Annotated in this window: 22 protein-coding genes; 10 read left to right on the top strand and 12 right to left on the bottom strand. The window is 42.0% G+C overall.

Annotated elements, in window-relative coordinates:
• Positions 1–33: 33 nt before the first annotated feature.
• Positions 34–2,508 (bottom strand): endopeptidase La, encoded by a 2,475-nt coding sequence (lon, locus tag GS399_RS10265; protein WP_160844531.1) that lies wholly within the window; start codon positions 2,506–2,508, stop codon positions 34–36.
• Positions 2,509–2,820: 312 nt separating this feature from the next.
• Between lon and GS399_RS10260 the strand changes: the two genes are divergently transcribed.
• On the top strand, positions 2,821–3,462 hold the full coding sequence (locus GS399_RS10260) for a tetratricopeptide repeat protein (RefSeq protein WP_160844530.1): 642 nt from the start codon (positions 2,821–2,823) through the stop codon (positions 3,460–3,462).
• A 56-nt stretch (positions 3,463–3,518) separates the two neighbouring features.
• Here the strand turns inward: GS399_RS10260 and GS399_RS10255 are convergent, their stop codons facing one another.
• The 3 genes from GS399_RS10255 to gpmI are packed head-to-tail and all read right to left on the bottom strand — an operon-like array spanning position 3,519 to position 6,138.
• A complete protein-coding gene (locus tag GS399_RS10255) occupies positions 3,519–4,046 on the bottom strand; it encodes a CAP domain-containing protein (RefSeq protein WP_160844529.1) in 528 nt (175 codons plus the stop codon).
• Between the two features lie 40 nt (positions 4,047–4,086).
• Positions 4,087–4,617, bottom strand: coding sequence for a hypothetical protein (locus GS399_RS10250; protein ID WP_237487924.1), 531 nt, complete (start codon positions 4,615–4,617; stop codon positions 4,087–4,089).
• Positions 4,618–6,138, bottom strand: a complete 1,521-nt coding sequence (gene gpmI, locus GS399_RS10245; protein ID WP_369410117.1) for a 2,3-bisphosphoglycerate-independent phosphoglycerate mutase — start codon at positions 6,136–6,138, stop codon at positions 4,618–4,620.
• A 93-nt stretch (positions 6,139–6,231) separates the two neighbouring features.
• On the opposite strand from gpmI, the gene GS399_RS10240 reads away from it, so the two are divergent.
• The 5 genes from GS399_RS10240 (at position 6,232) to GS399_RS10220 (ending at position 10,083) form a co-directional block, all read left to right on the top strand.
• Positions 6,232–6,633 carry a DUF4783 domain-containing protein gene (locus GS399_RS10240; protein ID WP_160844527.1) on the top strand — a complete coding sequence of 134 codons (402 nt, stop codon included), beginning with the start codon at positions 6,232–6,234 and terminating at the stop codon, positions 6,631–6,633.
• A gap of 32 nt (positions 6,634–6,665) precedes the next feature.
• Positions 6,666–7,520 carry a carboxylating nicotinate-nucleotide diphosphorylase gene (nadC, locus tag GS399_RS10235; protein ID WP_160844526.1) on the top strand — a complete coding sequence of 285 codons (855 nt, stop codon included), beginning with the start codon at positions 6,666–6,668 and terminating at the stop codon, positions 7,518–7,520.
• Between the two features lie 43 nt (positions 7,521–7,563).
• Positions 7,564–8,211: a glycerol-3-phosphate 1-O-acyltransferase PlsY gene (gene plsY, locus GS399_RS10230; RefSeq protein WP_160844525.1), complete on the top strand. Its 648-nt coding sequence runs from the start codon at positions 7,564–7,566 to the stop codon at positions 8,209–8,211.
• A gap of 35 nt (positions 8,212–8,246) precedes the next feature.
• Positions 8,247–9,023: a M48 family metallopeptidase gene (locus GS399_RS10225; RefSeq protein WP_160844524.1), complete on the top strand. Its 777-nt coding sequence runs from the start codon at positions 8,247–8,249 to the stop codon at positions 9,021–9,023.
• Between the two features lie 526 nt (positions 9,024–9,549).
• The gene (locus GS399_RS10220) at positions 9,550–10,083 is read left to right on the top strand and encodes a GNAT family N-acetyltransferase (protein ID WP_160844523.1); all 534 of its coding nucleotides are present in this window, start codon (positions 9,550–9,552) and stop codon (positions 10,081–10,083) included.
• A gap of 481 nt (positions 10,084–10,564) precedes the next feature.
• On the opposite strand, the gene pabB is transcribed toward GS399_RS10220, so the two are convergent.
• The 4 genes from pabB to GS399_RS10200 all read right to left on the bottom strand — a co-directional run bounded on the left by pabB (position 10,565) and on the right by GS399_RS10200 (position 16,249).
• The gene (pabB, locus tag GS399_RS10215; RefSeq protein ID WP_160844522.1) at positions 10,565–11,833 is read right to left on the bottom strand and encodes an aminodeoxychorismate synthase component I; all 1,269 of its coding nucleotides are present in this window, start codon (positions 11,831–11,833) and stop codon (positions 10,565–10,567) included.
• 21 nt (positions 11,834–11,854) lie between these two features.
• Positions 11,855–13,129 carry an adenylosuccinate synthase gene (locus tag GS399_RS10210; RefSeq protein WP_160844521.1) on the bottom strand — a complete coding sequence of 425 codons (1,275 nt, stop codon included), beginning with the start codon at positions 13,127–13,129 and terminating at the stop codon, positions 11,855–11,857.
• Positions 13,130–13,150: 21 nt separating this feature from the next.
• A complete protein-coding gene (locus tag GS399_RS10205) occupies positions 13,151–13,624 on the bottom strand; it encodes a Fur family transcriptional regulator (protein ID WP_160844520.1) in 474 nt (157 codons plus the stop codon).
• 393 nt (positions 13,625–14,017) lie between these two features.
• Positions 14,018–16,249 (bottom strand): RelA/SpoT family protein, encoded by a 2,232-nt coding sequence (locus GS399_RS10200; protein WP_160844519.1) that lies wholly within the window; start codon positions 16,247–16,249, stop codon positions 14,018–14,020.
• A 116-nt stretch (positions 16,250–16,365) separates the two neighbouring features.
• On the opposite strand from GS399_RS10200, the gene GS399_RS10195 reads away from it, so the two are divergent.
• From GS399_RS10195 to bshB1, 3 genes are read left to right on the top strand one after another with little or no spacing between them, the layout of a single operon-like run.
• On the top strand, positions 16,366–16,983 hold the full coding sequence (locus GS399_RS10195; RefSeq protein ID WP_160844518.1) for a DUF4294 domain-containing protein: 618 nt from the start codon (positions 16,366–16,368) through the stop codon (positions 16,981–16,983).
• A gap of 3 nt (positions 16,984–16,986) precedes the next feature.
• Complete coding sequence (locus GS399_RS10190) at positions 16,987–17,496, top strand: glutathione peroxidase (protein WP_160844517.1); 510 nt, start codon at positions 16,987–16,989, stop codon at positions 17,494–17,496.
• A gap of 38 nt (positions 17,497–17,534) precedes the next feature.
• A complete protein-coding gene (bshB1, locus tag GS399_RS10185) occupies positions 17,535–18,257 on the top strand; it encodes a bacillithiol biosynthesis deacetylase BshB1 (RefSeq protein WP_160844516.1) in 723 nt (240 codons plus the stop codon).
• A gap of 46 nt (positions 18,258–18,303) precedes the next feature.
• Here bshB1 and lat read toward each other — a convergent pair whose 3' ends face one another.
• From lat to GS399_RS10170, 3 genes are all read right to left on the bottom strand, one after another.
• A complete protein-coding gene (gene lat / locus GS399_RS10180; RefSeq protein ID WP_160844515.1) occupies positions 18,304–19,635 on the bottom strand; it encodes an L-lysine 6-transaminase in 1,332 nt (443 codons plus the stop codon).
• Positions 19,636–19,698: 63 nt separating this feature from the next.
• A complete protein-coding gene (locus GS399_RS10175; protein ID WP_160844514.1) occupies positions 19,699–20,919 on the bottom strand; it encodes a sterol desaturase family protein in 1,221 nt (406 codons plus the stop codon).
• Positions 20,920–20,965: 46 nt separating this feature from the next.
• The gene (locus tag GS399_RS10170; RefSeq protein ID WP_160844513.1) at positions 20,966–21,853 is read right to left on the bottom strand and encodes a 1-aminocyclopropane-1-carboxylate deaminase/D-cysteine desulfhydrase; all 888 of its coding nucleotides are present in this window, start codon (positions 21,851–21,853) and stop codon (positions 20,966–20,968) included.
• 190 nt (positions 21,854–22,043) lie between these two features.
• Here GS399_RS10170 and GS399_RS10165 point away from each other — a divergent pair, with 190 nt between their 5' ends.
• Complete coding sequence (locus tag GS399_RS10165; RefSeq protein WP_160844512.1) at positions 22,044–23,744, top strand: tetratricopeptide repeat protein; 1,701 nt, start codon at positions 22,044–22,046, stop codon at positions 23,742–23,744.
• Between the two features lie 67 nt (positions 23,745–23,811).
• On the opposite strand, the gene GS399_RS10160 is transcribed toward GS399_RS10165, so the two are convergent.
• Positions 23,812–24,627 (bottom strand): hypothetical protein, encoded by an 816-nt coding sequence (locus GS399_RS10160; protein WP_160844511.1) that lies wholly within the window; start codon positions 24,625–24,627, stop codon positions 23,812–23,814.
• Positions 24,628–24,837 lie beyond the last annotated feature (210 nt).

The raw sequence follows: 24,837 nt of genomic DNA, 5'->3' as shown, positions 1-24,837 counted from the left end.
ACAAACAGGGTTTCTTTTTATTTGACTATACTCTTAATATGCCGATACAGCGGCAGGTATTTCTTTTACTGTCAGATCAAGGGCGTTTTTAACTTTGTCTTTTGTTAAAGCCAGAGCAACCACTTCTTTCATGTCAGAAACATAGTGGAAGCGGAGGTCTTTGATATAATCCTCTTTTATCTCCAAAATGTCTTTTTGGTTTGATTTCGATAGAATTACATCTTTTATATTAGCCCGTTTTGCTGCCAGGATCTTTTCTTTGATTCCACCCACAGGCAACACCTTACCACGCAAGGTAATTTCGCCGGTCATTGCCAGGTGAGATTTAACTTTTCGTTGTGTAAAAGCAGACGTCAACGCTGTCAACATTGTAATACCTGCAGAAGGACCGTCTTTTGGAGTTGCACCGGCAGGGACATGGACGTGAATATCCCATTGGTCGAACAACCTGTAGTCGATACCAAGTTCTGAAGCGTGAGCTTTGATATAAGCCATGGCTATAGCCGCCGATTCCTTCATTACATCTCCCAGGTTCCCGGTTAATGACAGTTTCCCTTTTCCGGGACTTAAACTTGCTTCGATAAATAAAATATCCCCGCCAACCTGTGTCCATGCAAGGCCGGTTACAACGCCCGCCACTTCATTGTTTTCATACAAATCCTTGTCGAATATTGCCGGTCCGAGAATTTTTTCAACGTCATCCTTGCTTATTGCCGGAACATGTTCTTCTTCCATGGCGATCTTTGTAGCGATGCCACGTACCAATGAGCCAATTCTTTTTTCCAGGCTGCGGACGCCCGATTCGCGCGTGTAATCTTCAATTACTTTTTCGATCACCGATGGTTTAATCGTAACTTCTTTCGATTTTAATCCATGTTGCTCGCGTTGTTTTGGAATCAAATGTTGCTTGGCAATTTCTGTTTTTTCTTCAATCGTATAACCATTTACCTCAATGATTTCCATACGGTCAAGCAGGGCAGGCTGTACGTTGCTCAACGAATTCGCCGTTGCAATGAACATAACGTTCGACAGATCGTAATCCATCTCCACATAATGATCATAAAATGCATTATTTTGCTCCGGATCTAAAACCTCCAGCAATGCTGAAGACGGATCGCCGCGGAAATCATTCCCGACTTTATCAATTTCATCCAGAACGAAAACAGGGTTGGATGTTGCCGCCTTTTTCAGCGATTGAATAATTCGTCCCGGCATTGCTCCAATATAGGTTTTACGGTGCCCGCGGATTTCAGCTTCGTCGCGAATTCCGCCCAGCGCCATACGTACATATTTTCTACCTAAAGCCTTGGCAATTGATTTACCTAACGACGTTTTACCAACGCCCGGAGGGCCGACAAGGCAGAGGATCGGCGCTTTCATGTCGTTTTTCAACTTAAGAACCGCCAGGTATTCAATAATACGGCGTTTTACTTTATCCAGGCCGTAATGGTCTTTATCAAGGATGCGTTGTGCACGCTTTAAATCAAAGTTGTCTTTTGTGAATTCGTTCCAGGGAAGTTCAAGCAATAGTTCCAGGTAACCAATTTGAACGGAATAATCCGCTGCCGCGGGATTCATTCGTGCCAGCTTATCGGTTTCTTTGAAAAAATGTTCAGCTACCTCTTTACTCCATTTTTTTGTTTTCGCACGGCTGCGCAAGCTTTCCAGTTCAAGGTCGGGAGTATTGCCTCCAAGTTCTTCCTGTATGGTCTTCAGCTGCTGACTAAGGAAGTAATCACGCTGCTGTTTGTCAAGATCAACGCGTACTTTGTTTTGTATCTGATTCTTAAGCTCAACCATTTGAAGCTCGGTTGTTAAATGCTCAAGCACCATATTGGCCCGTTCTCTTAAATTCACTACTTCCAGAAGTGTTTGCTTAACGGCAACTTCCGCATTCATGTTGGAAGAGATGAAGTTGATCAGAAACGATGTGCTTTCAATATTCTTAATCGCAATTCCCGCTTCACTTGGAATGTTCGGCGATAGCTGAATAATCTGCATCGCCATCTCCTTGATAGACGATACCATTGCTTTATATTCCTTATCAACTTTTGGCCTGATTTCCTCGAACTGATTTATCGTTGCTTTGATGTACGGTTCGCTTTGCACTTCCTCGCTTAAACGGAATCTCTTTTTTCCCTGAATGATCACTGTGGTACTTCCATCAGGCATTTGGAGCATTTTGATTATCAGCGCCATGGTACCTACGGTGTTCAACTGATCAAAAGTTGGATCTTCGATAGCCACGTCGCTTTGAGAAACGACGCCGATCATACGATCGCCTTTATAGGCATCCTTAATCAGCTTGATAGATTTATCCCGGCCAACGGTAATTGGTATAACAATACCAGGAAATAATACGGTATTTCTAAGGGGCAGTATGGATAAGATTTCAGGAGTTTGCTCATTGTTCATCTCCTCCTCGTCTTCCTGAGACATTAGAGGGAAAAATTCAGTATCTTCTGTAATCGGCAACGACTGTGTAAATTCAAACAAATCTTTATTCATTATTTTCTAAACGTCAAAGTGGCAGATAATGCCCTGTGATGAGATATCTCAATATAATAATCTTGTAATTGCAATGGACGTGCCACTAATTAATTTCGGCGAACTTTATTAAATGTCGGAATTATTCGGCACTAAGAGTTAAGTCTGCTGTTAAAAAGTCAGTAAAATTTTTAGCAGAATTAACAAGATTTGTTTTAGTATTGCATTTAGCAAATAGGATGAGTGTTTGCTACTGCATTTAAGTTTGGCAGCGTATTTATAGAATAAATATTCCTTTGCCACGTTTATGAATTCAAAACTTACTTTATGTTAATGAAACCGATCTCTTCAGTTTTTTTATTTTTTATCGCGATCGCCGGAGTAGCAAGTGCACAGCAAACCAAAGATACTACGAACCCTTACGTAAAACTTGGTCAGAAGGCGCTTCTTGACGGTGACTTTAAATTGGCGGTTTCCAATCTCGAAAAATCTCTTCCAACCGATAGCAATAATGCCAGCGTACTTTATATGCTTGGTTATTCATATTATCACTCTGCGAACTATCCTAAAGCCGTAACATCTTTCAGTAAAGTGGTTTCATTAAGGCCGCAGGAAGTTTCAGCTTATTATTACCGCGGCAAGGCCCGTAACATTTTAGCAACTCAAATGAACACTCAGCTAACTCCCGTTGAAAAAGAGAAGCTGCTTCAGGCGAGTATCAGAGATTTTACAAAGGCCATTGAGTTGAATGCCGAGGATATGAAGTTTTATCAGAACCGGGCAATAGCCAACCGTGATTACGGTATCCTGAAAAGTCAGAAAGTTCCGAAGTTTTACGACAAATCCACGGCGGCTAACGCATACAAGTCATGTATTGCAGATTTACAGCATATACTGGATTTAAATCCGGCACGTACGGATATCCAGGCTGAAATGAAAAAGGCTAAAGTTTACCTGGCTAACCTGGACAATTAGCTAAAAGGGATTAATTGAAAATTTTTGAAAGCCATTTGAATAATCGAATGGCTTTTTTATTTCGAAGCGGTTGAACTAAACGGGTAACGGCCGCCAAAATCCTGAACCCAATAGGTGTTAACAAGCGCAACGCCCATTTCCTTGTAGTTTGGGCTCATTAAATTCTTGCAATGCTCGGGGCTTTTCAGCCAGTCGTTTATAACCTGGCGAATACTGGTTTGCCCCTGGGCGATGTTTTCACCAATCCATATTTTCTGATAACCGTAAATCGAATACCCGGCATTGTAAATTCTGTCTTTCACACTTTTTCCGTCAATACTTTCATGCGAGAAATAACGCTGAGTTGCCATATCGCGGGCATGCACTGATGCTGAGAATTGTAACTGCGCGTTCCAGGCAATGGGGTTCACCGGCGGCATATACATGTTTCCACAGTTACACCCCCGCTGGCGTAATTTGTTAACTCTGATTAGAAGTTCGTTTTTGAATTGTTCCATTGTGACCACTCCGGAACGTTGTTGAGAATACCCTAAATTCTGACCCAAAATAACAGCCAGCACTACAATCGTTAACTTTTTCACCATACCTATAAGTAAGTTAACGAAGGAAATTATGTTTTATTGATCAGAATTTTAATTTGCCTTGTACTAGGTAGTCGTTATTTCCGATCAGTACGACATGCTGGCGCTTGTCAATCGAGTAGGCAGAATCCGGAAAATAATTTAAAGTCTCGTCTGATGTGTAAAGTGCATTGTCGCTTTTATTGACAATTAAAATATGCTTAACTTTTTTTGCGTCGTCGAAGTCAATTTTTATTTCGCGGGTTCTCAGTTTAGGATCGTTTGACAGGTATGAAACAGAGGAACCAGACTGCTTTACCGAGTAACTATCCCTCCAGGCCGGTTTATTGATGTCCGAAAGCTCGAATAGTTCAAGTTCATTTTTCCAGTTTGTTACCCGCAACTTTTTTTGCTCCTGTTCACCATTCCGCGAAACAGTTTTTAGAATATCAGGATTCAGCCGGGATAGTCGTTCTGCTTCCCGGCTGAAATATCCTGCTAAGTCAAAATAAGTGTCGGTTTTTATAGGTTTGCCTGGCTGTGAACAGGAAAACAGCAAACAACACACAAATAAATACAGGCTTGTTTTCCTCATCTACACCAAAACATTGCCGCTCATTTTTTCAGGGATGGCAACATTCATAATTTTCAAAATTGTCGGAGCAATATCACCCAGTTTGCCATCTTTTACCGATTTGTAATCAGCGTCGATTAAAATACACGGAACCAGGTTTGTGGTATGTGCCGTGTTGGGAGAGCCGTCATCGTTAATCATATAATCAGCATTTCCATGATCGGCGATAATAATAAACGAATAACCGTAATGTAAACCGCAATTAACCACCTGGTTGGCGCATGAATCAACAGTTTCCACTGCTTTTACAACCGCCTCAAAAACGCCAGTGTGTCCAACCATATCCGGGTTAGCGAAGTTCAGGCAGATAAAGTCGGGTTGATTTGCCTGGATATCCTTACAAATTGTGTCAGCAATGCCCGGAGCGCTCATTTCCGGCTGCAGATCGTATGTTGCTACTTTTGGCGATGGTACCAGTAAGCGGCGCTCATTATTAAATTCTTTTTCGCGGCCACCGGAAAAGAAAAAAGTCACGTGTGGATACTTCTCGGTTTCGGCGATACGAACCTGCGTTTTTCCGGCTTTTTCCAGAACTTCTCCCAGGGTCTCCGTCAAGTCATCTTTCGTAAAAATCACCTTAACGCCTGTAAAGGTTTCGTCATAGCTGGTCATGGTGATATAATTCAGCGATAAAGGCTCCATCTGGTATTCCGGGAACGCCTTTTGTGTTAACGCTGTTGTTATTTCGCGGCCGCGATCTGTACGGAAGTTAAAGCAAATAACTACATCACCCGGTTTTATAACGGCAACCGGACTGCCATCGGCATTAACCTTCACGATAGGCTTTACGAACTCATCTGTCACGCCTTCGTTGTATGATTGTTGTATCGATGAAAGAATATCTGAAGTTGCGGCGCCTGAACCATGAGTTAACAAGTCGTAAGCGAGTTTTACGCGTTCCCAGCGATTATCCCTGTCCATGGCATAATATCTGCCGATGGCTGATGCAAGAGTTCCCCCCGAAATTTTAAGATGATCTTCCAGATCGGTTATGAAACCCAATCCTGAATTTGGATCGGTATCCCTTCCGTCAAGAAATGCGTGAATAAAAACGCTATTAACGTTTTTTTCTTTAGCAACATCACATAAACCTTTTACGTGTTTTATATGTGAGTGCACGCCACCATCCGATACAAGACCAATAAGATGGACTGCCTTATTTTCTTTTTTCGCGTATTCAAAAGCTTCGTTTAAAACAGGATTAGCGGCAAGTTCACCATCCTGAACTGCTTTATGAATGCGGCCAAGTTCCTGGTAAACTACACGTCCGGCACCCAGGTTCATATGTCCAACTTCCGAATTTCCCATCTGTCCGGCAGGTAATCCAACGGCTTCGCCAGAAGCTTCCAAACGGGAGTTCGGATAGTTTTTAAGCAAGCTGTCAAAAAAAGGAGTGTTCGCGGCCCTAATGGCATTCGAGGTATCTGATTTGCCATAACCCCATCCATCCAGGATCATTAGCATGAGTTTCTTATTATTCACGGAGCAAATATACTGATGTAAAAAATTTACCGCACCATTGCATAGAAAAATCAATACTATATATTTGAAAAAATAACGACTAAACTTTCTTTTATGATTAAATCACACTGTTTGCCCGCAGTGCTAGTTTTTTTGTTCGTTTTAATAAGTACCGGTTTTACCTACGATACGGATGTAACGGATGAGATCAATACGTATATCCGAACGGGAAATGCCAGAGAACTCGCTAATCGTTTTACCCAGACAGTACAGCTCACTATTCTCGATGAGGAAGATATTTACAGTAAGGCGCAGGCTGAAATTATCATGAAAGACTTTTTTGCCAAGCATTCTCCAAAAAGTATTAAAGTTATTCACTCTCTTACCTCTAACCCGCTGTACCGGTTCAACGTTTTGATACTCAGTACAGCAAACGGCAATTTTCGGGTCTCTTATTCTATGAAAAGTGCGAATGGTAAATTCAACGTGACAGAAATACGTGTAGAATCGAATTAAAAGCTCTGAGATTTACCTTATTTTTGGAGCTTATGAATGATTTTGATTCTCTGTTAACGCAATTTGTAGCGCAGGCACTGGATGAGGATATCGGCTCGGGCGATCACACATCACTTTCAACAATTCCATCAGATAAAACTGGAAAAGCTAAACTTCTTATTAAAGAGGCTGGAATAATTGCCGGTATTGACATTGCGTTAGCAGTTTTCAAAGCCGTTGATTCAAATCTTGAGGTCGAGGTATTAATTGCAGATGGGAGCGAGGTAGAACCCGGCGATATTGCATTATTCGTTATCGGAAGTTCACAATCCATATTAAAAGCGGAGCGCCTTGTTTTAAATACCATGCAGCGCATGAGCGGTATCGCGACGAAAACTAACCGCATTGTAAAATTGCTCGAGGGCACGGGCACGAAAGTTCTCGATACACGCAAAACGACACCAAATCTGCGGTTTCTCGAAAAGGAAGCCGTGAAAATCGGCGGCGGTGTTAACCATCGCTTTGGTTTGTATGACATGATCCTCATAAAAGATAATCATGTGGATTACGCAGGCGGAATTACGCAGGCTATCCAATCGGCCAACCAGTATATAAAAGATAATAATCTCGATATCCAGATTGAAATCGAGGTGAGAAATCTTGAGGAATTAAACGAAGTAATTCACAATGGCAAAGTTGACAGGATACTGCTTGACAACTTTGATTTTATAAATCTTAAAAAGGGCGTAGAACTTGTTTCAGGGAAATTTGTTACAGAAGCATCGGGAGGAATAACCGAGGCCAATGTACGAGACTATGCCGAGTGCGGGGTCGATTACGTTTCCATGGGCGAACTAACTCATTCAGTTAAAAGTTTGGATATGAGCCTTAAAGCGGTGACCGAATAAATAATGTTTAAAAAGAAGGTGTTTTTAGTATTATTGTAGCTGAATGATTTCTATTTATTCAATTCTAGGGCTCCTCGGGGCTTATTTATTCGGATCAATTCCAACCGCCGTATGGATTGGAGAAGCCTTTTACGGCATTGACGTACGCGAATACGGCAGCGGTAATGCCGGAGCGACAAATACTTTTAGGGTTTTGGGCAAAAAAGCAGGAATCGCCGTTATGCTCATTGATATTTTTAAAGGCTGGACAGCGACTAACCTGGCTTATCTCATCGGCCTTTCGGTAACCGGCCCGCAAACTTCCGCGCAGTTTATTAATTATCAGCTTGCATTAGGTATCACAGCAGTAATGGGTCATCTCTTTCCTGTATTTGCGGGTTTCAGAGGGGGTAAAGGTATAGCAACCTTATTCGGGATGATCCTGGCAGTACATTTCCAGGCGGCTATGATCTGTGTCCTGATATTCCTGGTCGTTCTGATACTTTTTAAATACGTTTCGCTGGGATCCATTGCCGCGGGATTCGCGTTTCCATTGAGTATCGTATTCGTTTTCCACTCACCATATCGTTCGGTTTTGCTTTACGGGATGTGCATTTGCGTGCTCATCCTGGTGACCCATCAGAAGAATATTGAGCGCCTGCTCAAGGGGAAAGAAAGCAAAGTGAATATATTTAAAAAAACAGCCTCGTAAAAAAACTGTTAAGTATCAGATAAAAAAAAGATACTATGAAAATCAAGAGTACAATATTGGTTGCCGGACTGTTTTTGGCGTCCTGTTCAACCGTTCCCCTGACGGGAAGAAAACAACTTGCACTGGCTGACGAAAGCCAGCTGCAGCAGCAAGCAGCAACCGCCTATAAGCAATTGTTAACCGATCCTAAAACCAAGGTAATAACAGGAACTGCCGACGCGCAGCGTGTAAAGCGGGTAGGTACTAATATAGCGAACGCAATCAGCCGCTATATGCAGCAAAACGGTTACGGCGATAAATACAACTACGCCTGGGAGTTTAACCTGATAGAAAGCAAGGATATAAATGCGTGGTGTATGCCTGGCGGAAAGGTTGCTGTTTACACCGGCATCCTTCCGGTAACGAAGGACGATAATGGTCTTGCGACTGTTCTCGGTCACGAAATTGCTCACGCAATTGCCGGGCACTCGGCAGAGAGAGCTTCTCAAACAGCTTTGGCACAGGCGGGAGTTGGTATTGTTGGAGCGTCGACCGGTTCTCAGTCTGCCGCTGATCTTTCCGGTTATGCGGCTCAATTCGGATTATTGAAATATTCGCGGAACCAGGAATCCGAAGCGGACCGTTTAGGTTTAATCTTTATGGCGATGGCCGGTTATAATCCATCAACTTCCGTTCAGTTCTGGCAAAGAATGTCGGCAGCCAACCAGGGAGGCGCTCCGCCTGAGTTCTTAAGCAGTCACCCGAGCGATGCGACACGTATCGCGGATATCCAAAAACGATTGCCTGAGGCGATGAAATATTATCAGAAATAGCTTACACGAGAGCCACCAACCAGGTGGCTTTCTTGTTTTAAGTTTTATTTGCTAGTCCGATTTCTTCCTAAATACCATTTTTATTGTGAATGATTGATTCAAAGATACAAGTAACCGCACAGGGCCGAAGCTGCATACTTGCGCCAAAGAGGAGCTCCGAGCCAGGATGACGAGGCTTTTATGGAAGATGACGAGGCTCGAAGCCAGGATGACGGAGCTTTTATGGATCTTTAGTAATAGTTTGAAACTTGTGCTCCGAAACCCGCCCGAACGCTAAGCCCGGGAACGTTATGACAACAATAAATAGTAGAGCAGCAGAAAATAAGATAGACATTATAGAAAAATTCTCGCTCGTGTAAGATGTCAGCGCAGCGCTCTAAATAATTAAAGTCAACAGGACACCTCCCGCTTTTTGAAGGAAAAGAGTAAATTGGGTTCCTTTGAAAACAGACGAGTTCAATCCCAGTTGTCAAGCCGTTAGCGGCCAAGCTACAAGATCGACGGCCTGACAAATCAATTACTACGGATGTTAAATAAAACTTTCAAACCTTTCCCGATATTGAAAACGGAAAGGCTTACTCTCAGGCAACTGGCAATTAATGACGAACAAGGGATTTTTACTTTGCGTTTTGACATTGAAATAAATAAATACCTTGACAGACCAATAAGCACCACTGTTGACGATGCAAGGAATTTCATAAACAAGGTTATTGAAAATAATGCTCTGTATTGGGCAATAACTTTGCATGGCAGAGACATATTGATTGGAACAATTTGTCTTTTCGATTTTTCAGATGAAAACGACAAATGTGAAATAGGGTATGAGCTTTTGACAAATTTTCAAGGACAAGGAATAATGAAGGAAGCTGCAGAGAAAATTATTGATTACGCATTTAATACCATTAAAGTCCAAAAAATTGATGCATACCTGCATAGAGATAACCAGAGCTCGATATATCTGTTGGAGAAGCTGTCGTTTACAAAATCAAGGGAATTTGATGAGACAAATCAGGAATTGATCTGTTACTATTTGACAAATCCAATTGACAGTTTTAAATAAAGCTATCCCCGGGCTGGTGAGAGTTTGTAGTTCGTTCAGCGAAGCGCCCCTTGCTAACGCACGCGTGTCGCGTCCGTGAAATCTTACTCCCACTAATTTAGCGCGAACAAAGAAAATGTCAGTACACTAATTATTACGTATGCTAATGAAATAATCCTGCTCTGCTTCCTTTTTTTTTGGTCAACATGTTCCATAAGCTCGATTATTTTTTTTCTGTTTTTAAACAGAATAGTAAAGTTTATTCCTAAAATAATTATGTAGACAACAAGTGACACAAAAACAATTAGTTGTTTATCTAATTGGAAATTGGTGATCAAATAAATTGCCCGTATAATAACACCAATATTCAGAAACTGGAGAACTGTAATAAGCAAACATGCGTTAAAACCGGGTTGGTCGTTAGACTTGATTTTTTGAAGAACCTTGTATGTCCAGTAATATAATTGTTTATACATATTTCAAATCTGACGTAAGCATCTGCCTATAGTTGATGCTTTAATACTTTCATCATCGCTTCCGCTTTCAACAAACACTCCTCAAATTCCCTCTCCGGTACCGATTCCGCGGTTATAGCGCCGCCTACCTGGAATGAAAGATAATTGTTCGAAGAATTATACAAGATGCTGCGGATAATCACATTGAAGTCAAAATCACCGTTGGGTGCGATGTAACCAATAGATCCGGAGTAAACACCGCGGTTGGATTTTTCATATTTCTCGATAAGTTTCATTGCGCTGATCTTTGGAGCGCCAGTCATCGAACCCATAGGAAATGTCGCTTCCAGAATTTCTTTAAAAGAAGTGTCTTCGGCGATCTCGCAGCTTACAGTCGAAATCATTTGATGAACCTGCCGGAAGCTGTAAACTCCGAACAGTTCTTCCACCTTAACCGATCCCGGGACAGCACATTTCGTAAGGTCGTTGCGCACCAGGTCGACGATCATAACATTTTCTGCGCGTTCTTTCTCATCGTTGAAAAGTCGCATTTTCAAACGAGTGTCTTCCTGTTCGGTTTTGCCTCTTTTTGCTGTACCCTTGATAGGTTGGGAGATCAGCGTGTTTTGCCTTTTTCTTAGAAAACGCTCCGGCGAAGAGGAAAGAATGTATTTGTTATGAAGTTTAAAGAAGGTTGAAAAAGGTGTTGGCGATATTTGGATTAGCTCTAGAAATATATTTAATGGATCTATTTCGGCGTTGTCACTGTAGAATTCCTGGCAAAAATTCGCCTCGTAAATATCGCCGCGGTGAATATGTTCCTGAAGTTTGCTTACTGAGCTTATATATTCTTCCTTTGGGATCCGGCTTTTAATTTCCGCTAAAGATGATTTTTGCCGGTGCGCGATAATATCTTGTTCAAGAATTGCCTGGAGTATATCTTCTTCAGAGATAACGGTGAGCTCGTTTCCATTGATTACAAGGATATGCTGCGGCTCAAAAAAATAATATTTAGGAAAACCCAGGTGATCACTGTTTGCCGAACTTAAGTCTTCGATGTCATTCTTAAGATCGTACGACAGATAGCCAATTTTATAGCCTGGAGTGGCGGAAATGTATTCCTGAAGAGTTTGAAGCGGGGAATCTGCGTTGTATGTGAGCCCGGATTTTGTTCCGGCAGCTACCATCAGGTCGAAAGCCGAATAAGGATCAGTAGAATATTGATTTGAATCAAAATAACAAGCCACATCAAATGATGTGGCCCATTTTAAGACCTGCTTTTTAAACTTGTCCAGGTCGCTAATTTTATAAGTCATCAGCGTTTGCCGAAATGAATTTTAACTCATGATCAACGTTTGCACGCGATCTGGCCCGACAGAAAGGTACTTTACCGGAACACCCAGCTCGCTTTCAAGGAAATCGACATATGCTTTTAATTTACCGGGAATTTCATCCGGAGATTTAATTCCTGTCAGATCTTCATGCCAGCCGTCAATTTCTTTGTAAACAGGTTCCGGTTTTATCGTAATGATATCATAAGGCATGTAGTCGATCGTTTCGCCGTTCTGGACATAGTGTGTGCAGGCATAAATTTTTTCAAATCCGCTAAGAACATCTGCTTTCGTCATTACTAGCTCAGTAACGCCGTTAAGCATGATCGCGTATTTTAATGCCGGAAGATCGATCCAGCCGCAACGGCGTGGCCGTCCAGTTGTAGCGCCGAATTCATGGCCATCTCTTCTTAGTTGCTCGCCGGTTTCATCCTCCAGTTCGGTAGGGAAGGGGCCTCCGCCAACGCGTGTACAATACGCTTTAAAGATGCCAATAACGGAACCGATATCTTTAGGAGCGACTCCGAGGCCTGTGCAGGCTCCGGCCGTAGTCGTATTAGAAGACGTTACAAAAGGATAGGAACCGAAGTCGACATCAAGCATTGCGCCTTGCGCACCCTCAGCCAGGATCGTTTTGCCTTCTTTCAGGTAATTATTTACAAAATGTTCACTGTCAACCTGCGGAATAGTTTTCAGGTATTCGATAGCTTCGAAAAACGCTGCTTCTTTTTCTGAGAAGTCAGGGATCTCTCCGTAATGTTCGAGGATCGATTTGTGCTTGTTGACTAATTTTTGGTAACGTTCTTTGAAATCAGGAAGTTGAGTGTCTCCCACACGCAGGCCGTTACGCCCGGTTTTATCCATATAGGTTGGACCGATTCCTTTTAATGTGGATCCGATCTTTCCTTCGCCCATTTTACTTTCAGAAGCGGCGTCTAGTAATTGGTGCGTAGGCAAAATAAGATGTGCCTTACGTGCAATAACGAGTTTATTAGCAGCCACGGGGTCAAACCCGCTTTTCTTCAGATTGTCAAGCTCTCTCTTTAAAATGATTGGATCGATAACAACTCCGTTTCCGATCAGGTTCATTGAATTGTCATTGAAAATTCCGGAAGGAATTGTGTTCAGAACATATTTCTGATTATCAAATTCCAACGTATGTCCGGCATTAGGTCCGCCTTGAAAGCGTGCAATCAGATCGTACTTCGTGCTAAGTACATCCACTATTTTTCCTTTACCCTCGTCGCCCCACTGGAGGCCTAATAATACGTCAACAGCCATTTAAAAGAACAAGATTATAAATTAATTTTTTGAAAAAGATTCGCAGAACCCGGTTTTAAGTTTGGCACAATTGCCATAAAGGTTCAGGGAGTGATGTTTAATTTCGAATTTCAGCAGGTCGCCCATCATACTTTGAATTTGTCCAACGCGCGGGTCGCAAAATTCCACAACCTTTCCGCAGTCAAGGCAAATGATATGATCATGTTGTTTATACCCGTACGATTTCTCGAACTGGGCCATATTCTTCCCAAACTGATGCTTGGTAACAAGGTCGCAGGAAACAAGAAGCTCCAGTGTATTATAAACCGTAGCACGGCTGACGCGGTATTTTTTATTTTTCATGTGGATATACAGTGATTCCACATCAAAGTGATCGTTTCGGGAATAAATCTCTTCGAGTATTGCAAACCGTTCCGGAGTTTTCCGGAGACTTTTATTTTCGAGATATGCCTCGAAAATTTTTTTAACCATTTCAACGGTTTCTAGTACAGACATATACAGTTTTACTAACGGCCAAAGTTATTTAAAAAAATAATATTATGGGTCAAAGAGGTTGATTTTGTAGAATACCCTGACAAAGGTAATAGAATAAGGCGGTCATGGTTGTTATTTAAGTTTGTCAATCCTAATTGCGATCTGATTTAATTACAATGATTTATTTATGAAACTTAAGGCGATTATTTTGAAAACGAGCGTTAACCGCCTTTCGCATTTGCAGTCCCGCCATCCAGTCCAAGTCCTCGCCCCCCGGCACACAAACAACGCTTCGCTGCGGGCTTTACCTTCCTGTCGGGTTTATTACCGAACGGATTGTTTTTCATCAGCAAAAACCGGCCCAAGTGCTGTTTTTTAAATAAGCGTCCCCGTTTTGTCTTGGAATTGAGCAGATCAGGAAGCTTTTTCAGTTTTCCTGGGTTCTGAGTCGAACCGCGTGACGCCGGTTACACCTTTTACTTGTTTTAAACGTTTGATGAGATTTTCGAGGTGTTGCGTGTCATTAACGTAAATCATTAACGATCCTTCAAAAATGCCATTGTCGCTATCAACTGTTATCGATCGCATGTTTACGCCGAAGTCATTCGAAATAACGGTGGTAAGTTTATTAATCAGTCCGACATCATCGATTCCTGTAATCCGAAGGCCAGTTAAAAAAGCAAGTTCTTTTTGCGAGGTCCATTTGGCTTTGACAATCCGGTAGCCGTAGTTGGCCATCAGTTTGGCGGCGTTCGGACAATTGGTACGATGGATCTTTATGCCATCGTTAATCGTGATAAAACCAAAAACATCATCCCCCGGGATTGGGTTACAGCAGTTTGCCAGCTTGTAGTCGATCTTTTGCATATCCTCGCCAATAAGCAAAGTATCGCTGTCTTTAGCTTTTACCCGGTTGATTAAACCTTCAATCTGGTTGGCTTCAATATTTTGCGGACCGCGATTTTCAGGCGTTTTTTCCGCCGTTTGGAACTCTTTTAGATTCTGTACGTCAATTTTGCCTCTTGCGACGTCATAGAATAAATCGAGCGTTGAATGAAGTTTGAAGTAATTCGCGAGCCGGTGCAGGTTGTCTGTATTATAAGTTATTTTAAGCGATTTTAATTTGCGCTCTAAAATGTCTTTTCCTTCCTCAGCTATCCGCCGTTTTTCCTCTTTTAACGACGATTTGATACGCGCTTTTGCTTTCGCTGTTACAACAAAATTTAGCCAGTCTTCTTTAGGAGTCTGTTTGCTTGAGGTGATGATTTCAACCTGGTCGCCATTTTGTAATTTATGCGCCAGCGGAACCAATTTGTGATTTACCTTTGCCCCGATACACCTGGCACCAAGGTCGGAGTGGATCTCGAAAGCAAAATCCAGGGCTGTCGCATTCATTGGCAGCTGGATAAGCGCCCCTTTCGGAGTAAAAATGAAAATCTCGTCCGAAAACAGGTTCATCTTGAAATCATCCAGGAAGTCGAGTGCATTCGATTCCGGATTGCTTAGCATTTCGCGCACCTTATGAATCCATTGATCCAGCCCGCTATCCGAAGATGATTCTTTGTATTTCCAATGAGCAGCAAATCCTTTTTCGGCTATTTCATTCATTCGGCTGGTACGAATCTGCACTTCAACCCACTGGCCTTTTGGTCCCATAACGGTTGTATGCAGTGATTCATAGCCGTTGGCTTTTGGCGAAGAAACCCAGTCCCGCAGACGGTCAGGATTTGGACGATAAAGGTCTGTAACGATTGAATAAGCCTTCCAGCAATCTGATTTTTCCTGGTCGATCGGTGAATCTATAATGATACGAATGGCGAAAAGGTCATAAACTTCTTCAAAAGGAATTCCCTTTTTTCGCATTTTATTCCAGATGGAATGTATGGACTTTGGTCTGCCATAGACCATCGAATGCAAGCCCTGTTCATGTAAAATCTCTTTTATTGGTCCGACAAAGTTCTTAACGTATAACTCCCTTTCCGCCTTTTTTTCATTAAGCTTATGAGCAATGAACTTGTATGTTTCTGATTCCATGTATTTCATGGACAGATCTTCCAGTTCAGATTTCATTGCGTAAAGGCCAAGGCGATGTGCCAGCGGCGCGTATAAATAAACTGTCTCCGACGATATTTTTAACTGCTTATCACGAGGCATGAAATCCATCGTCCGCATATTGTGCAGCCGGTCGGCGAGTTTGATAAGTATCACTCTCACATCATCAGCCAGCGTCAATAGCATTTTCCTGAAGTTCTCGGCCTGGAGAGAGCTGTTTGTGTCGAAAACGCCAGATATTTTTGTTAAGCCATCAATGATTTTGGCAACCTTTTTTCCAAATTCAAGTTCGATTTCTTCGAGTGTAATGGCTGTATCTTCCACAACATCGTGCAGCAGAGCGCAAACAATGGAAGTTGTTCCAAGCCCAATCTCTTCCGCTGCAATTTGGGCGACAGCGATAGGGTGGTAGATATAAGGTTCGCCGGATTTACGACGCATATCCCTATGGCTATCCAGTGCCATATCAAAAGCACGGCGAATCATGCGTTTGTCGCCTTTTTGCAGCGTAGGTTTGCAGGCACGCAGCAGAGCCCGGTATCTTTTTAGTATTTCCTTCTTTTCAGCTTCCAGATCGATCACAAGTTCCTTCATGTCAAAAAATAAAAACGCGGATTATAGTTAATCAGTTGTATTAAACTGTTGGGTTACAATTTAATATTTCTGATATTAATAGTAAAAAATTGGCTTATTTTGCAGTATATAAAAATATGAAAATTTTTAGGCTCATTGCTTTTTTCTTTTTGATCCTTTGTGCGGATAAGCTGTCAGCGCAGGATTTAATGGGCCCAAATGGATACGGCAAAAATGATACCATTCGTGTCGCTATGACAAATGCAAACGGAGTAATGATCCCTTGGCTGCCATTGTCAGAAGTGCCTGTTTATGGAAAACGATTTCTGACACCCGAACAGCGAATCGCGTACAACCGTTTACGATATAATGTATTAAAAGTTCTTCCTTATGCTGTTTTCGCCAGAGACCGGTATTCTCAACTTCAACGCGACCTTGCAGTAACCGGCGATAAACGGGAACAGAAAAAGCTGGTAAAAGCTTGTGAGCAACAGATCAAAGGAATGTTTAACAAAGAAATTAAAAATCTTACGATCACGCAGGGAGAAATCCTGATTAAACTGATCGACAGAGAAACCGGAAACAGTACTTTTGAATTGGTAAGGCAACTACGCGGTGGATTTACCGCTTTTTCTTACCAGCTTGTTGCAAGTGTTTTTGGCCATGATCTAAAAGAAAAATACGATCCGCAGGAACAGCGGGATATTGAAGCAATCCTGGCTACAACGAACTACTATACCAGGAACAATTACTAAAAGATGAGTGAGAATACAATTTACCAGTTCACTGTTAATAAAGTAAACGGCGAGCAGGTTGATTTGAGTGAGTTTAAAGATAAGGTTCTATTGATCGTAAATACAGCTTCTGGCTGTGGCTTTACCCCTCAATATAAAGACCTTGAAGATCTCGAAGAAGAATTTAGCGGCCAGGGATTTGAAGTACTTGCATTTCCGTCTAATGATTTTGGCGGACAGGAGCCACTGCAAGGCAGCGCAATAACAAAATTTTGTAAAATCAATTTCGGAACTACGTTCAGAATATTTGACAAGATCCATGTTAAAGGCCCGGACGCACATCCGTTATTTCGGTTTCTGGCTTCCAATCGGAGTGGCGGTCGCCGGAGTACCAGGCCGAGATGGAACTTTCATAAATACCTGGTAGGGCGGAATGGCGAAGTTGAAGATTACTTTTATCCTTTTACAAAGCCAACCTCCGGAAGGGTGAGGAAGCGTATTTCAAAACTTCTGAAAACAGAATCTGACAAATAGGTGTTTAAACAAACATTTATAATTTCCATTTTTGCCTTATGTTAAAATTAGATATTCTGGTTCTTGCGGTGCACCCTGACGACGCCGAATTGGGTTGTTCCGGTACGCTTTTAAAACACGCAAGCGAAGGAAAAAAAGTAGGAATTGTTGATTTAACAAGAGGTGAGCTCGGCACTCGTGGTACTGCGGAAACGCGGGACGAGGAGGCAGCAGATGCTGCAAAAATTCTTGGCCTGGATGTGCGGGAAAATTTAAAAATGCCCGATGGATTTTTTCAGAATGATGAAGAGAACCGCTTGAAGATAATTAAAACCATAAGGCAATATCAGCCTGAAATTATCATAACAAACGCCATCACCGACCGGCATCCTGATCATGGAAGGGCGGGGCAGCTTGTTAACGACGCTACCTTTCTATCTGGATTAATTAAGATCAAAACAGAACATGCAGGAGTAGAACAGGAGGCATGGCGCCCAAAATTAGTGCTTCAATTTATCCAGGATTATTATATTAAGCCGGATATTATTATTGATGTCACTGATTACTGGGATAAAAAAATGGCTTCAATCCAGGCTTATAAGACCCAATTTTATCATCCTGAATACAATGAAGACGCGGAGACCTATATTTCGTCTCCTGAGTTTATCCATATAATTGAAGGCCGTGCACGGGAGTTCGGAAAGAACATCGGCGTAAAGTATGGCGAAGGCTTTACTTGTAAAAGGCAGCTAGGCGTAAATAATCTTTTTAATTTGCTCTAGCATAAACTATTTGAAGGCTGTCATAAGACGGCCTTTTCGTTTAGCGCTATAGTGACGGCAGAATCTTTTCCATCACTTCTATTCCCTGGTCAATGTGTTCGTATTGCATGGTTAATGCCGGCCTGAAACGTATGGTTTTATCGCTGCAGCCGAGAAACATTATGCCGTGTTCCACTCCCTGGTTAATAAAGGAATTGCGCATCTCTTTCGTGGCAAAATCAAACGCGGTCAGTAATCCTCGTCCGCGTACATTGCTTATTTTGTCATATTTCTCTGAAAGCTTCAATAATTCTTTCTGAAGATATTCTCCAACTAACGCTGCATTATTTACGAGGTTATCCTCTTCAATAATTTCCATGATTTTGGAAGATCTGACCATGTCGACAAGATTGCCGCCCCATGTTGAATTAATGCGGGATGATACATGAAAAACATTGTTTTCAACTTCATCAACCCGATTGCCGACCAGAATGCCACAAACCTGCATTTTTTTTCCAAAAGCGATAATGTCTGGTCTGGCATTTTCGCCGAAGTGTTCATGACACCAGAATTTACCAGTCAGTCCTACTCCAGTTTGTACCTCATCGTAGATCAGGAAACATTCGTTCTCATCCGCAAGCTGACGGAGTTTTTCCAGGAATTCTTTTCTTACGTGATTGTCGCCGCCTTCCGATTGAACAGGCTCGATGATAATGGCGCAAACATCATCTTTATTGTCAGCGAATGCTTGTTTGATCTGTTTTATCGAACGCTCTTCCCGTTGTTTAAGCTCTTCATAATTATCGTCGGTATACGGGAACTTTATATTCGGAACGGAAATTCTAGGCCAATCGAACTTTGCGTACCACTTCGTTTTTTCCGGTGAAGTATTAGTCATACTCATCGTATAGCCTGTCCGGCCATGAAATGCGTGCTCGAAATGAATTACTTTAAAACCTTTTTCTTTTGTGTAGCCCTTCTCAAAGTTCTTTTGAACTTTCCAGTCCATTGCTACTTTTAGCGCATTTTCTATTGCCAGACCGCCGCCGGCAATGAAAAAAGCATGCGGCAGATAGTCGGGAATTCCAACACGCGAAAATGTTTCGACAAACTGAGCGTATTGTGTTGTATAAATATCAGAGTTGGACGGATTTGTGAGAGCCGCCAGCATAAGATTTTTCTTAAACTCATCATCCTGAATCATTTTAGGGTGGTTATAACCCAATGGTACTGATGCAAAGCAGGTGAAAAAATCAAGAAGCGTACGGTTATGCTTTGAATCATAAATATGTACACCACTGCTTTTTTCCATATCAAAAGTCAGATCGTAACCATCAGCTAAAATGTGTTTGCCAAGCGTTTTCTGTACTTCATCTGGAGAAACTGATAATTTATACATAGTCATCTGTTTTCTCAAATGTACAAAAAAAGGCCTGAATCCATTAATTCGGAGGCATATAGCTTATTGAGCCGTTTGGAAAAGCTGTGAATGGTACCACTTTTTAAGTGGAAATATTGCTACTATAATTAATGTGAAAAGCAAACAAGTTACAAATGATGCAGGCGCAGAATAAATATAACACAGATAGCCTATCGGGATAAAAAAGCGGGTGATCTCTAAATAAAAAATCCACCGGCGCTGCTCAAGTAAAGCACCGCAATTAACCAAAGTTACCAGGATCAGTAAGGTTGTCGCGATAATTGACGGAATATCGAGCGAATTATAAAATAATGACATCACTAACAACGCGGCCATTGTAAGAGTAATCTGGTAAACGAGATATGCTTTAAACCGGTTTTTAGGTTTTACCTTGGGTTGTTTGTAAAGCAGTTTTCGCTCCAGCAATGGCCGGATATTAGGATTCATATATTCCGGCCCCCCAAAAACAGCTCTGAACTTTTCTTTCCATGTTTTGCTTTTATGCACAGCGGCCCAAATTTCGGCGTAATAATGAAAGTGCTGCCATATGAAACTATTGCTTTTTAAAGGATGGGTAATACCGTAGGTTGGTTCTTTTTCTTCCCTTTTAAATGTGCCAAACAATACATCCCAGAAAATAAAAATATCGCCGTAATTTTTGTCCAAATACTCCTCGTCGGCAGCATGATGTACACGGTGATGGGAGGGAGTGATGAGTATGTTTTCGATGAAACCCAGCTTTCCTACAAGGCGTGTGTGAGTGAAAAATGAATATCCGCCATGTACCAGTAAAATGGGAATAACCATTCCCGGAGGGAAACCAAGCAATGGTAAAATGCTCCAAAATCCGCAACGAACTACGGCCTGAAATATAGTGATACGTGCTGCAACGGTATAATTAAATTCTTCGCTTTGATGATGCACGATATGTGCGGCCCATAAAATGTTAATTTCGTGTCCCAGGCGGTGATACCAGTACCAAACCAGGTCGGTTGCCAGTAATAAGATGATCCACCAGTACCAGGAATTGCTTATATCGAAAACATGGTAATATTTATAAACGGCATAATAAATTGAATAAAAACTAGCTGAAAAAAACAGGTCCATCAGGCGCTCTGCAACACCGATACTCAGATTTGAAATGGAGCTTTCAAATTTGAAGTAGCTCGACTTCTTTTTATGGCGTGCATAAGCGTATTCAATACCCATGAAAAGCAAAAGTGCCGGAACCATAAGTGCTGTATAATTTATTCCTTCAGCCATAATTGTTAGCAAATGTTACGCAAAGTCGTCAAAAATTAGTTAGTAGTCAAGTAACGCTATAGATTGAGTCTGCTTTGCCCAGTAATCCCATCAGTCCACCTGTGTGGATTGCCAAAATTTTATCTCCTGGTTTGAAATTATCCCTTTCTATAATCTCATGCAGTGCAAACATCATTTTTCCGGTATAAACCGGATCAAGTAAAATACCGGTAGACGCTGCAAAACGCTTAATAAAAGTAATTAAATTTTCGTTTGTTTTAGCATAACCACCAAAATGATAGTCTGTTAGGAGATTGAACGGGTATTTTTCCGTTAGCATAGAGTTTATATCATCCTCTAAAAATCCACCACCCTTTAACGCGCTTACCGCGTAAAATTGCGAGCTCAGCTTGTTTTCTATCAAGCCGTTGATAATACCCGCAGATGTTGTACCTGTTCCGGCCGCACAAAAAATATGTTCATATTGTTGCTCCAATTCAGAAATAATTTCGGCACAACCTTTTGCAGCGTAAGGCCCGGCGCCACCTTCATCTATAAAAGAAGCAGAGGGTTCTGTTCCATAAAATTTATCGAATAGTCGCTGCTTGTCGCGATATTCTTCTCTGCTGACAAATCTGAGATGCATTCCGAACAGCTTGCAAAAGGCGATAATCGGATTGTTTACATCTTCCCCGCGGACAAAACCGACGGATTGAAATCCGAACTTTGCAGCCGCACATGCCGTTGCCAGTAAATGGTTTGACCACGCGCCGCCAAATGTCACCAGCAGTTTCTTGTTTTCAGTTTCCGCTTGCCGGAGGATATATTTCAACTTGCGCCATTTATTACCAGAGATAAAAGGATGAATCATATCGTCGCGTTTCATAAAGACGCGGACACCTTTTTCCGTGTAGAGCGGGTTAAAAATTTCTTCTTCGGGGGTATTGAGCTGCATTTTTTTTAAAACAGGTAAGGTGTAGTCAAATGTTATTAAGACTTAAGCGAGGCAAATTCACAATACTTAACCAATTTTCAAAACGTGCCACTTTTAATTACGGGTTTACTTAAATTTATTTGTACGTTATTCCAGCAGGCGAATGCTTTAAGATTTTTCCGAAACCTAACCTAATAACTTAGCACTCATCATGAAAAGGTTTTACACATTGCTGCTTGTCAGTTTTGTAGCAATCAATCCATTTACTAAATTTAGAAATACCGGTTATATTCCCCTGTTCCCATCAGGGCCCGTAGCGTTTTGCGGAAATCTCCGGTTTGCATTACCTGATTCGTTGCAGCCCCCGGCCAAGCTATTATCGGGCATGGGAAACCTGAATCATCCGATAAGCACTAAATCGGAGCTTAGTCAGAAATTTTTTAACCAGGGGCTGAGCCTGATCTATGGGTTCAATCATAACGAAGCGATCCGGTCGTTTAAACAGGCCATCTCGAACGATTCAACCTGCGCCATGGCCTATTGGGGTATAGCTTACGCCTGGGGGCCAAATATCAATATGCCGATGACCGAGGCCAATGAAAAAACTGCGTACCAGGCGATACAAAAGGCGAAATCACTCGTGCCAACTGTTTCAAAGAAGGACGCTGAATTTATTAACGCTCTTTCCCTGCGTTACTCAGATGGCAAAAAAGGCAGCCGCAAAGATTTAGACAGCCTATACATCCGTGCGATGAAGAATCTGGCAAGTAACTATCCGGATGATGCTGACGCACAAACGTTATATGCAGACGCGCTGATGAATACGTTTCCGTGGCAGTACTGGGAGGCCTCGGGTAAGCTGAAACCGAAAGCTGAAGAAGTCTACCAGGTGTTGACCCTGGCTTTGAAAGATAATCCCGATCACGTCGGTGCCAATCACCTGATGATCCATTTAGTTGAAGGATCGAATGACCTTACAGCGGGCCTTCAGAGCGCCAGAGTTTTAGCTTCCCTGATGCCGGGTGCGGGACACATTGTCCATATGCCGTCACATATTTATATCCGGACCGGGATGTTCGTTGAGGCGGAAAAAAGCAATGTGGACGCCGTAAAAATCGACGAAGCAATGTACGGGAACATGCCTGATGGAATGTATAGCATGTACTATAGTCATAACATCCACTTTTTAACTTTCACAGCAAATATGCTTGGGCAAAGTAATGCCTCGCTCAATAACGCAACGAAAATTGCTGGCAAAATAGATAAACGACAGCTTGGCGAAAATGTCTTTATGCAGGAAATGTCGCTCGTTCCGATGTATTCAATGGTACGTTTCGGAAAATGGAACCAGGTTTTAGAGCAGCCCGATCCCGGAAACGAATACCCGTATATGCAGGCTATCTGGCATTTTGCCAGGGGAATGGCAAATACCCGCCAGGGTAAATTTTCCGCCGCGGCCACGGATCTTAAAAAACTGGATTCCCTACGTAAACTGGATACCTTAAAAAGTATGTATGCGTCGCTGGACCCTGTATCAAACACAGTTACCGTAGCCACACTGGTATTGAAAGGGCAGCTTTCCTATGCAAAAGGTGATGTGAACGAAGGAATCAAAACGCTTATGGAAGGAGTTAAATCAGAAGATCAACTAATCTACAATGAGCCTCCAACCTGGCCTTTGCCGGTTCGGGAATACTTAGGCGTCGCACTGCTGAAAACTAAAAATTATGCGGCTGCTGAAAAGGTATTCCGCGAAGATCTGAAGCGGCACCCCGATAATGGCTGGTCGCTGCTGGGTTTACAACAGTCGCTGACCGGGCAGCAGAAAACTTCCGAATCTCAACAGTTAAAAAAGCAGTTCGAAAATGCCTGGCGGAACGCTGATGTTAAAATACAGGCTGCGGTTTTTTAGGGAGTTTGTATTATAAAAATTCAGCTCCGTTGGCACGTGACCTTATTCAGATCACGGCTCTCCATTTTCAATATTCAAAATCGAATTTTTCATCGGTTAGCATGCCTTTTTGATTTTCACAGATACTGTATAGAGTTCTGACAAGGTTATCGGCAAGTAAGGGCGGAAACATCGTTTTGAAGTATCTACGCTGCCCATTGAAGTGAACAATAATAGTAAGCTCGGGAGCATCGCAACACAATACTTCGTTCATTTTCAACGTCCGTAAATTCGATGTTTTCAGTGCGAATATAAGTTTGTCGTATAATGAATCACTGACTGATCCGGTAAAGCGATCCTGCGATACGATAGATCTACGAAGGGGAATCGAATTAGAAGGAAGAGGCGCACGTAATTTGAATGCTTTTGTGCTGTCAATCTGCAAGTGATAAATCCTGCAATTGCCCATGCAGGTTGTAGTATGAAAGGTAATCTTTTCAAATTTCCAGGTACTATCGACAGTAAATTCCTGCCTCCTGAATACAAGTTCCGATTTGCCAGGAAAGAATTGTTTTGAAAATTTTGAAACCGGCCGGATGATGAGATTACTATCAGTCAGCTTACTGATTTTAAAATCGTACCTGTCGATATGAAGCTGTTTAAAATTCGTTCGCGAAGAGGTATAGCGTTGTTGAAAACTCAAGGTGTCGCCGAGAATTTCTAACTCAAAATATTGGTCTCGCAGCTGCGCATTAGAGAGTCCGTTTATGTTTTTAGTTAGCGTTGTGTCTTTAATTAAAAGAAATTCCTGATCGTGACTAACCCATGAGCCTTTGAGCTTTTTAAGCTGCGCGAAAGAATTAAGTGATAAAAGAAACGAAAGAAATAAAGTCAGCAGCCTCATATATTATAGATCAATACCTTCAAAATAGGCATTTAATTATCAGAAAATCGATGATTGTGTTCTATGGCATCTTTAGTCCCGTGCTCCGCTCATACTTCACAGGCCTTAGCCACGTTGGCCGGTATCCGCTTTGCCCGGGTTTATGACACGCGGGTTCGCTTTTTATATTAGCGGAGTGTCACCGCAGATCAAATATTGTTTGCCATAATT

The sequence above is a fragment of the Hufsiella arboris genome, assembly GCF_009834875.1.
GTDB classification, from domain to species: Bacteria; Bacteroidota; Bacteroidia; order Sphingobacteriales; family Sphingobacteriaceae; genus Hufsiella_A; species Hufsiella_A arboris.
This window is presented reverse-complemented; position numbering and strand designations above follow the sequence as displayed.

Excerpts from the sequence above, each read along its gene's own strand:
- lon (WP_160844531.1), bottom strand. The coding sequence starts at position 2,508 with ATGAATAAAGATTTGTTTGAATTTACACAGTCGTTGCCGATTACAGAA.
- GS399_RS10260 (WP_160844530.1), top strand. The coding sequence starts at position 2,821 with ATGAAACCGATCTCTTCAGTTTTTTTATTTTTTATCGCGATCGCCGGA.
- GS399_RS10255 (WP_160844529.1), bottom strand. The coding sequence starts at position 4,046 with ATGGTGAAAAAGTTAACGATTGTAGTGCTGGCTGTTATTTTGGGTCAG.
- GS399_RS10250 (WP_237487924.1), bottom strand. The coding sequence starts at position 4,617 with ATGAGGAAAACAAGCCTGTATTTATTTGTGTGTTGTTTGCTGTTTTCC.
- GS399_RS10240 (WP_160844527.1), top strand. The coding sequence starts at position 6,232 with ATGATTAAATCACACTGTTTGCCCGCAGTGCTAGTTTTTTTGTTCGTT.
- nadC (WP_160844526.1), top strand. The coding sequence starts at position 6,666 with ATGAATGATTTTGATTCTCTGTTAACGCAATTTGTAGCGCAGGCACTG.
- plsY (WP_160844525.1), top strand. The coding sequence starts at position 7,564 with ATGATTTCTATTTATTCAATTCTAGGGCTCCTCGGGGCTTATTTATTC.
- GS399_RS10225 (WP_160844524.1), top strand. The coding sequence starts at position 8,247 with ATGAAAATCAAGAGTACAATATTGGTTGCCGGACTGTTTTTGGCGTCC.
- GS399_RS10220 (WP_160844523.1), top strand. The coding sequence starts at position 9,550 with ATGTTAAATAAAACTTTCAAACCTTTCCCGATATTGAAAACGGAAAGG.
- pabB (WP_160844522.1), bottom strand. The coding sequence starts at position 11,833 with ATGACTTATAAAATTAGCGACCTGGACAAGTTTAAAAAGCAGGTCTTA.
- GS399_RS10210 (WP_160844521.1), bottom strand. The coding sequence starts at position 13,129 with ATGGCTGTTGACGTATTATTAGGCCTCCAGTGGGGCGACGAGGGTAAA.
- GS399_RS10205 (WP_160844520.1), bottom strand. The coding sequence starts at position 13,624 with ATGTCTGTACTAGAAACCGTTGAAATGGTTAAAAAAATTTTCGAGGCA.
- GS399_RS10200 (WP_160844519.1), bottom strand. The coding sequence starts at position 16,249 with ATGAAGGAACTTGTGATCGATCTGGAAGCTGAAAAGAAGGAAATACTA.
- GS399_RS10195 (WP_160844518.1), top strand. The coding sequence starts at position 16,366 with ATGAAAATTTTTAGGCTCATTGCTTTTTTCTTTTTGATCCTTTGTGCG.
- GS399_RS10190 (WP_160844517.1), top strand. The coding sequence starts at position 16,987 with ATGAGTGAGAATACAATTTACCAGTTCACTGTTAATAAAGTAAACGGC.
- bshB1 (WP_160844516.1), top strand. The coding sequence starts at position 17,535 with ATGTTAAAATTAGATATTCTGGTTCTTGCGGTGCACCCTGACGACGCC.
- lat (WP_160844515.1), bottom strand. The coding sequence starts at position 19,635 with ATGTATAAATTATCAGTTTCTCCAGATGAAGTACAGAAAACGCTTGGC.
- GS399_RS10175 (WP_160844514.1), bottom strand. The coding sequence starts at position 20,919 with ATGGCTGAAGGAATAAATTATACAGCACTTATGGTTCCGGCACTTTTG.
- GS399_RS10170 (WP_160844513.1), bottom strand. The coding sequence starts at position 21,853 with ATGCAGCTCAATACCCCCGAAGAAGAAATTTTTAACCCGCTCTACACG.
- GS399_RS10165 (WP_160844512.1), top strand. The coding sequence starts at position 22,044 with ATGAAAAGGTTTTACACATTGCTGCTTGTCAGTTTTGTAGCAATCAAT.
- GS399_RS10160 (WP_160844511.1), bottom strand. The coding sequence starts at position 24,627 with ATGAGGCTGCTGACTTTATTTCTTTCGTTTCTTTTATCACTTAATTCT.